General features: G+C 36.0%; 6 protein-coding genes. All 6 read left to right on the plus strand.

The genetic code is table 11. The features are described from left to right. The first annotated feature begins 379 nt into the window (after positions 1–379). The 6 genes from AC5WOE_RS19780 to AC5WOE_RS19805 all read left to right on the plus strand — a co-directional run bounded on the left by AC5WOE_RS19780 (position 380) and on the right by AC5WOE_RS19805 (position 7714). Positions 380–1573, plus strand: a complete 1194-nt coding sequence (locus tag AC5WOE_RS19780) for a MalY/PatB family protein (RefSeq protein ID WP_496051578.1) — start codon at positions 380–382, stop codon at positions 1571–1573. A gap of 355 nt (positions 1574–1928) precedes the next feature. Further along, positions 1929–3041 (plus strand): glycosyltransferase, encoded by a 1113-nt coding sequence (locus AC5WOE_RS19785; RefSeq protein WP_496051577.1) that lies wholly within the window; start codon positions 1929–1931, stop codon positions 3039–3041. A 2-nt stretch (positions 3042–3043) separates the two neighbouring features. Beyond that, positions 3044–4132, plus strand: coding sequence for a glycosyltransferase (locus tag AC5WOE_RS19790; RefSeq protein WP_496051576.1), 1089 nt, complete (start codon positions 3044–3046; stop codon positions 4130–4132). Positions 4133–4139: 7 nt separating this feature from the next. Further along, positions 4140–4883: a Wzz/FepE/Etk N-terminal domain-containing protein gene (locus tag AC5WOE_RS19795; RefSeq protein WP_496051575.1), complete on the plus strand. Its 744-nt coding sequence runs from the start codon at positions 4140–4142 to the stop codon at positions 4881–4883. A 13-nt stretch (positions 4884–4896) separates the two neighbouring features. Further along, positions 4897–6315 (plus strand): lipopolysaccharide biosynthesis protein, encoded by a 1419-nt coding sequence (locus AC5WOE_RS19800; RefSeq protein WP_496051574.1) that lies wholly within the window; start codon positions 4897–4899, stop codon positions 6313–6315. A gap of 19 nt (positions 6316–6334) precedes the next feature. After that, on the plus strand, positions 6335–7714 hold the full coding sequence (locus AC5WOE_RS19805) for an O-antigen polymerase (RefSeq protein WP_496051573.1): 1380 nt from the start codon (positions 6335–6337) through the stop codon (positions 7712–7714). Positions 7715–7826 lie beyond the last annotated feature (112 nt).

Consider the following 7826-nt stretch of genomic DNA (forward strand, 5'->3'; position numbering starts at 1 on the left):
CAACCGTTAATTGCTAATTCGTGAAAGTCCAACGAGGTAAGCACCAGGTCGCCTCGCAGCTGACAGGCAACTGTCGGATGATTGAATACAATTCAAAGGAAAAGGGGTACAGGTAGAAACGCTGGAAGCATCGTATACATCAAAAGCAAGTTTCTTAGAATGTGGAAAATGAATGGTGCTGTGAAACATCTTGAAGAAAGCATTTTATACCAAAACGGAGATCAAATATTTGATCTCCAAGCGATAAAGGGTTTGGAATCCACAATTAGAGGTTTGGACATATTATATGCCATAATGAAAATACTTATATTTTATTTTACTTATTGATGAACGTTTACCGTTTGAATATGACCTAAAAATATAATAATTGGGGGATAATATGGCTTCGAGTTTTGATGAGTATATTAATCGATATAATACCTCTTCAGAAAAATGGGATGAAGTAGAGAAAATATATCGCGAACCTGATTTGTTGCCTTTGTGGGTAGCAGATATGGATTTTCGTTCCCCTTTGCCTGTCAGAGAAGCGATGGCAAAACGAATCGATCATGGAGTGTTCGGCTATAACATTCGCATGGATTCATATTATGATGCAATTGTCGATTGGATGGATAAAAAACACAATTGGACGATTCAAAAAGAGTGGATATCTTACAGTCCAGGTGTAATGCAAGCGATTAGTTTAATCATTAACCATTATTCTCAACCAGGGGATCGTATACTTGTACAGCCTCCTATTTATGCTCCATTATCTGAAGTAGTGGTAAAAAATAATAGAACTTTAGTGGAAAATCCCCTTAAGTATGAAAATAATCGTTACACGATTGATTTTATAGATCTCGAAAGAAAACTCGATCAAGGAATAAAAATTTTGATCTTTTGTAGTCCTCATAATCCAGTAGGGCGGGTATGGAGTAAAGAAGAACTTACTATTCTTGCACAAAAATGTATCGAGCGTGATGTTCTAATCATTTCTGATGAAATTCACTCTGATCTTATTTATCAAGGCAATAAACATACTCCATTGGCATCTATATCAGAAGAAATTGCACAACGATCTATTATTTGCAATGCACCAACTAAAACGTTTAACTTACCTGGAGTGCAAACTGCCAATATCATTATCTCAAATATCAAACTTAGGGATCTTTATAGAAATGCACTTGATCGCCTTTTTCTACAATTTAGCAACACTTTTGGAGTTGTTGCGACAGAAAGTGCATATCGATATGGTGCAGATTGGCTGAATGAGTGTATGGCTTATGTAGAAGGAAACCTAAGGTTAGTGGATTCTTATTTGAAAGAACATACTCCAGAAATGAAGGTTGTACAGCCAGAAGGTACTTATCTAGCTTGGATAGATTGCCAAGGATTGCAGATGGATACACCAACTTTGATGAAATGTATGCTCAAAAAAGCGAAGGTAGCTCCTATCTTTGGCAGAACATTTGGAAGAGAAGGGGAGGGATTTTTACGTTTAAACATTGCGGCTCCTCGATCTTTAATCCAGAAAGGTCTTCAACAAATGTCAACTGCAATTCATGAATTTCAAGCAGGGCAAAAAAATGTATAAGGAAAACACCAAGTTGGTTCCATTGATGGTTCCAACTCTTTTAGCTTTTTGGGGGGCAAGTTTTTTCATATATTTGTCGATTTTTTACTAAACTCTATATGTTTTCTGTTTTTGCTAGCTTTTTTATTTTTTATTCCTGTCTTTTATTGATCTATAAGGAAGATATTTACATAAACTCACAGTTTCTTATGGTGTAACAAGTATTTTCTTGTTATGATAGAAAAATGACTGTTGGAGCATTGTCATATTTTCAAGGGCTTTTTTTCGTTAAGATGGAATAACAAATACTTTTTTTGATAGAGTTCGAAATAGAAATGGTTTTCATTTTCAATTGAATGTGGAAAGGACTTATGCAATGGATAAAGTGTTAGTTTATTTCCCCTTTGCGCTTGCAAAAAAAGCTGATAGTGGATCAAAAGTACGCCCACTCAAAATGATTGAAGCATTTGAGAAGTGGGGAAATGATCAAGGATTAGAAGTTATCGTTGTTTCTGGTGAGTCAAAAGAACGAGAAGCGAAATGGAATGAATTGCTCCAGCAGAATGCTTTGACCGATGTCAGGTTTTGTTATGCTGAAAATCAAACTATCCCTATTTGGTTAACAGATAAAAATCATACTCCGAGTAGACCTTTTATTGATAAAAAAGTTTTTCAATACCTCAAACAACATCAAATCCCGATGGGCATTTTTTACCGAGATGTGTACTGGAAATTTGATGAACTCTATCCGCTAAAAGGGTTGAAAAAACGATTGATGCAGTGGCTTTATCGTAGAGAAGAAAAATTTTATGAGAAATATGCGGATGCCATTTTTTTGCCAAGCTTAGAAATGGGTAAATATGTAGATATAAATAGGACCAAAGTAGCTCTTCCTCCAGGTGGAAAAGAAGTAGCATTCCAAAAAACAAATCGTGATGGAAATCGAGTTCGTGCTATTTATGTAGGTGCAGTCAAACATGCAGATAATGGTCTCCCACTCCTACTGGAGACATTGGAGCGTATACAGACAGAAAACTTATCCTTGACGGTGGTCTGTAGAGAGGATGAATACCAAGGCTTACCAGATGAACAAAAAGAAAAAATGAAACAATTACAAGTAGACATCAAGCATATTTCTGGTGCAGAATTAGATGCATTGTATATGGAGATAGATTTTGCCTATTTGCCAAGAACAAAAAGTACATACAATGATTTCTCTGTTCCTGTGAAGTTAGTGGAGTATTTGTCTAATTATTTACCAGTGCTGGCCAGTAATTGTACTGCACAACAACGATTTGTGGAAAGTGGACCATATGGTGTAGTGGCTGGTGCAACGACTGATGAGATGGTGGCTGCAACTAGAAAAATGATGGAACAACATCAAACTTTTTTGAAAACCATTCAGGAAAAATTTTTAGCAAGTAACTCGTGGATTGCTCGTGTTCAAACCGTAAATCAAACCTTAACAAAAAACAAAACGGAGTTATAGTTATGAAAATCGCTTTATTTGCCCCTAGTACATCTACACATACACAAAAATGGGCATTAGGACTGAAACAAAAAGGATTAGATGTCTGTATCATCACGTTTTCGAACCATTATTGTAAAACTCATGCAGAACGAGTGGAAACGTATGCTTTGCCACAATACTTACCAGGAAAGCTTTCTTATCTAACTACTGTGTTTGCACTTCGTAGTTTACTATCGCAAATAAAGCCTGATATTGTTCATGCTCATTACGCTTCTAGTTATGGATTTGTAGCAGGGCTAGCTCGTATTCACCCTCTGTTTTTATCTGTATGGGGGAGTGATATTTTTCAATTTCCTAAGAACGCATTAAATACACGGATTTTAACTTACTCTCTCGCTGCTGCAGATGTGCTCTGTTCTACAAGTCATGTAATGCTCAGGGAGACGAAAAAATATATAGATAAATCAATTGAACTGGTTCCATTTGGAGTAGATACGAATCATTTCGTGTATGATCCATCACAAAAATCGAGCGGTGAATTTCATATTGGAATTGCTAAAGGTTTAAAGGATATATATGGATATCCGAAATTAATAGAGGCATTTTCTAAATTAGTGAAAGAAGAAGATTGTGTTCATTTAGTCATTATTGGTGATGGCCCAGAGAAAGAACGTTATCAGCGGATGGTAAAGGAGCGGGAACTGGAAGAAAAGGTAACTTTTGTTGGTTTTGTTCCTCAAGAGGAACTTCCTCAGTTACTCAGTCAATTGGATTTATTTGTACTTCCATCTGAAAGTGAGAGCTTTGGGGTGTCAGCATTGGAAGCAGAAGCTTGCGGGGTACCTGTAATCGTAAATAATGTAGGTGGGTTGCCTGAAGTTGTAAAACACGGAGAGACTGGGATGATCATTCCAAATAATGATCCTGAAGAGATTTATAAGGCAATGAAAACATTGTTGAATGACGATTATAATCGTCATCAAATGGAAGTGAACGCAGTTCAGTTTGTGAAAGAAAACTACCAGTGGGACGATTGTGTTCAAAAAATGGTTGACCTTTACCAAGCAAACGTAAAAAAAACAAATTTAGAAATTATGGACAAAGGATGAATAAATAATGAATGAGGAAGCGAAAAAATCGTATGCTTTTTACGATTATCTTGCTTTTATGTGGCAGAAAAAGTTCTGGTTGATTGCAATACCTATCATCGCCATTATCATTGCGGTTATTGTGAGTGCTGTATCAAAGCCTACATATCAAGGAACAGTATTATTTAATGTGGCTGATGCGACAGATGATAAAGTAACCGTGCCTGATATTATTATGGCAAATTATCAAGACATATTGCCGAAGGACATTCAACCTTCATTACAAGTAATTGTTCCAAAGTATAAACAAGTGCAAATTCAACTTAGTGGCAAAGACAAAGACCAAGTTGAAAAAGGATTTCAAAAAGTATCCAAAGCTTACTATGCAGATTTACAAAAAGTATTTCAACAAAAGATCAGTATGTCAAAACAATACATGGCTACTTTGCAACAACGAGTAACTACATTGGAACAAGCATCAAAAGTAATTAAGCCATCTGGATCTAATGTCGATGCGTTTACAAATCTCCAAAAGGAATTAGCGACAAGACAAGAACAGTTACAATCGAGTAAGTTAGATTTGGCTAGCGCTCAAGCTCCTGTAATTGTACCGCCTTCTTCGTTAAATAATCTTACTGTTACAGAGAAAGTATCGCCATGGAAAGCAAACATTATTATTGCATTGCTTGCTGGTATAATTTTAGGAATTGTGGTGGTAGCACTTTGGAAATATATATTGGATGCAAAATCATCTCGAGATCAATCATTATAGGAGATGTTAGCCTGTGTTGGCCCAACTAAAAAGATTAGCGGGAGATTCGTTTTTATATGCTTTGATGAGTGTGAGCACAAAATTGATCGCATTTATCATGTTTCCGATCTATACACATTACATACTGCCTTCAGAGTATGGTGTATTGGGTATTATTGATGGCACGATTGGTATATTAGGGTATTTTGTTATCTTTGGTACAGACACAGCTTTGGCCTTTTATTACTTTGAAGAAAAAGACCAAGAGAAAAAGCTACAGTATGTGCAAAATGTTATGGCTTTTCGATTGCTGATAGCAGTCGGACTCACGGTAATTGCACTTCTAGCTGGGAATAACCTTGTACCATGGTTAAATATTAGTAGCAAGTTGATGCCGTTTTTTTATTTATCGCTCGTCACTTTGGTACTTGATTCGATAAATGTGTTAGCTTTGACCGTTTATCGATATGAGATGCGGACTCTACGGGTAGTATTGCTCACAGTAGCAAAGATGTTGTTTATTGCTGCTTTATCGTATATACTCCTCGTTTATTGGTCAGGGTCGATTGGCAGTATTGTTTGGGGAAGGATAATCAGCATAGCTGTCGTTATTGTTCTTTCTGGTAGACAAATGCTTAAATACCTCAAACTTCGTTTTGATAAGGAAATTTGGGTAAAAGTATTGCAGTATGGGGCACCATTGGTTCCAGCATCCCTATCTTTCTGGGTGATGGGATCATCCAATCGTTATATTATCGCAGCGATGGATAATACGACTTCGGTAGGGATATATGTAGCAGCTTTTCAATTTGCTACGATGATCAGTTTACTTACCTATGGGATTCAAATGGCTTGGAGGCCATATTCGATGCAAATGAAAGATCACCCAGATGGAAAAGCATTTTTTGCAAAAGCATATATGATTATATTTACCGTTGGGATGTTCGGTATTGTTTTTGTGACAAGTGTGATGCCATTAGTTATTTTGTTGCTCGATCCTAAGTATCAAACATCTTATCAATATGTAGGATTTCTATCATTAGCATCGTTTTTAAATTTTTTCTATATTATTGTGTCATCAGGTTTATTGTTTGCAAAGAAAACAAAGTCAATCTCGGGTATTTTGGTGATTGCAGCCGTTCTCAATATTGGATTGAATATCGCATTGTATATTCCATTTGGACTTTGGGGGATCGTAATTTCCAATGTGATTGCATATTTACTAACATGCATTCTCGTTTTTATTCAGAGCCAAAAATACTATCATGTACCTATAAAAGTTGGAAAGATGTCTTTCTTATTTATTCAAAGCGTGATTACCATTGCTGCGATGGTTTATTTACAAGTACAAAACTATGCTGGTTGGTATCAGATTTTCCCATGGATTTATTTTCTTGTGTCTCTAGCGATTTGTCGAATTGACCGCGAATTTATGGGGCTAAAAACCAAGTAGTCATCAGGAGGAAGTTTAAGTGATTTGGATTCTAGCGTGGATACTTACTCTAATCATCGGTGTTTGGTTACTACACAAAAGCTCAGGTGGGCTATCATTAAACAAGCCTAATTTACACTTGGTGATATTTGGGTATGTCTACCTTCTTTCCAGTTTGATTGGTTCTCTTTTGATCGTATTGGAAATAGATCGTTCCTATATCATTAATAAGCTTCTTTTTCCTGAATCCAGACAACTTGGTTTTATTTTAGTCTGCGGATCATTTTTGTTGTTCGCTTTTATAACTGTCATAGTCTCTAGAATCGTAGGATTTAAGCCTGCTTTAGAATTTGATAAGTATTGGAATGCTCCTGTAAACGAAGTATTTGTATCTGAACCGAACAAAAAATTGTTTTTTCGTATTTTTTTAGGTTTAAGTGTCGTCAGTATTTTATCTGTTATTTATACCCTGTTACATACGAGTACGATTCCTCTTTTTTCAGCTTTACTTGGGCATACTGCTGATTTGGCTAAAGGAAGAATTGATGCAAAAGAAGGGTATACAGGTATCGTTTATGTAAAAAATATTTTGGCGATTGGACTTACTCCGCTGTTGTCGATCGTTGCTTTTGCCTATGCTTTAAAAACCCGCCTTTGGTCTTGGAGAGTATTGTTTGGTTTGTTATTTGTAGTAGCTGTGATTATTCAAATATATAACTTTGAAAAAGCACCAACACTTTTTTATATGATCATGTTGATTTTAACTAGTATTTTTGTTGGGAAATTAAAGTTAAACTTACGTTTGATCCTTTTTTTTACGGCAGTGGGAGTAGCTTACATTGTTGTGATGTATACATTACTAGGTGCTTCAGGAAGCTCTACCTTTCTGAATTATTCTCAAGGCCCCATTGGAAGGATCATATTGACGCAAATTGCTCCGATGTATATTTTTGTCGATCGTTTTGGTGAAGTATACCCATTTCTGCATGTCTATGGTTTACCAGATTCTATTCTTCAATTGTATGATGTAGATCAAATGAGAAGTGCCAGAGTAATTATGATGGACCTATTTCCAGAGAAAGTACAAGAAGGAACAGCGGGTGTACTCAATACCCTTTATGTAGGGGAAGCATTTGCTACCTACGGTGTATGGGGGGTAATATTAGGAACCGTTTATTTAGGCGTTTTTGTTCAGGTTCTTTATATTACATTTATTCGTTTACCCAAACATCCTGTCTTTATAAGTTTATTTGTCTTTTTTATTGTCAATATTCCTCGTGCAATGGTGGGTGGCTTTTCAGATTTAGTGATAAATCCTGTATGGATTGTATTGTTTGCTATTGTCATTTTTCCATATGCTGTAGTTCGATTGAAGGAAACATGGCCAAAACCAATAAAAAAAGTGAAAAAAAGTAGTTGACTTTGATTTTTAAGCGTGTTATATTATTACTTGTCGCCGCGACAGAGCGGACAGACAACAAAAGAGAAGTTGTTCCTTGAAAACTGAAGAGTGAGATCACAAACCTGTTAAT

Source organism: Shimazuella sp. NTD248 (assembly GCF_059510395.1).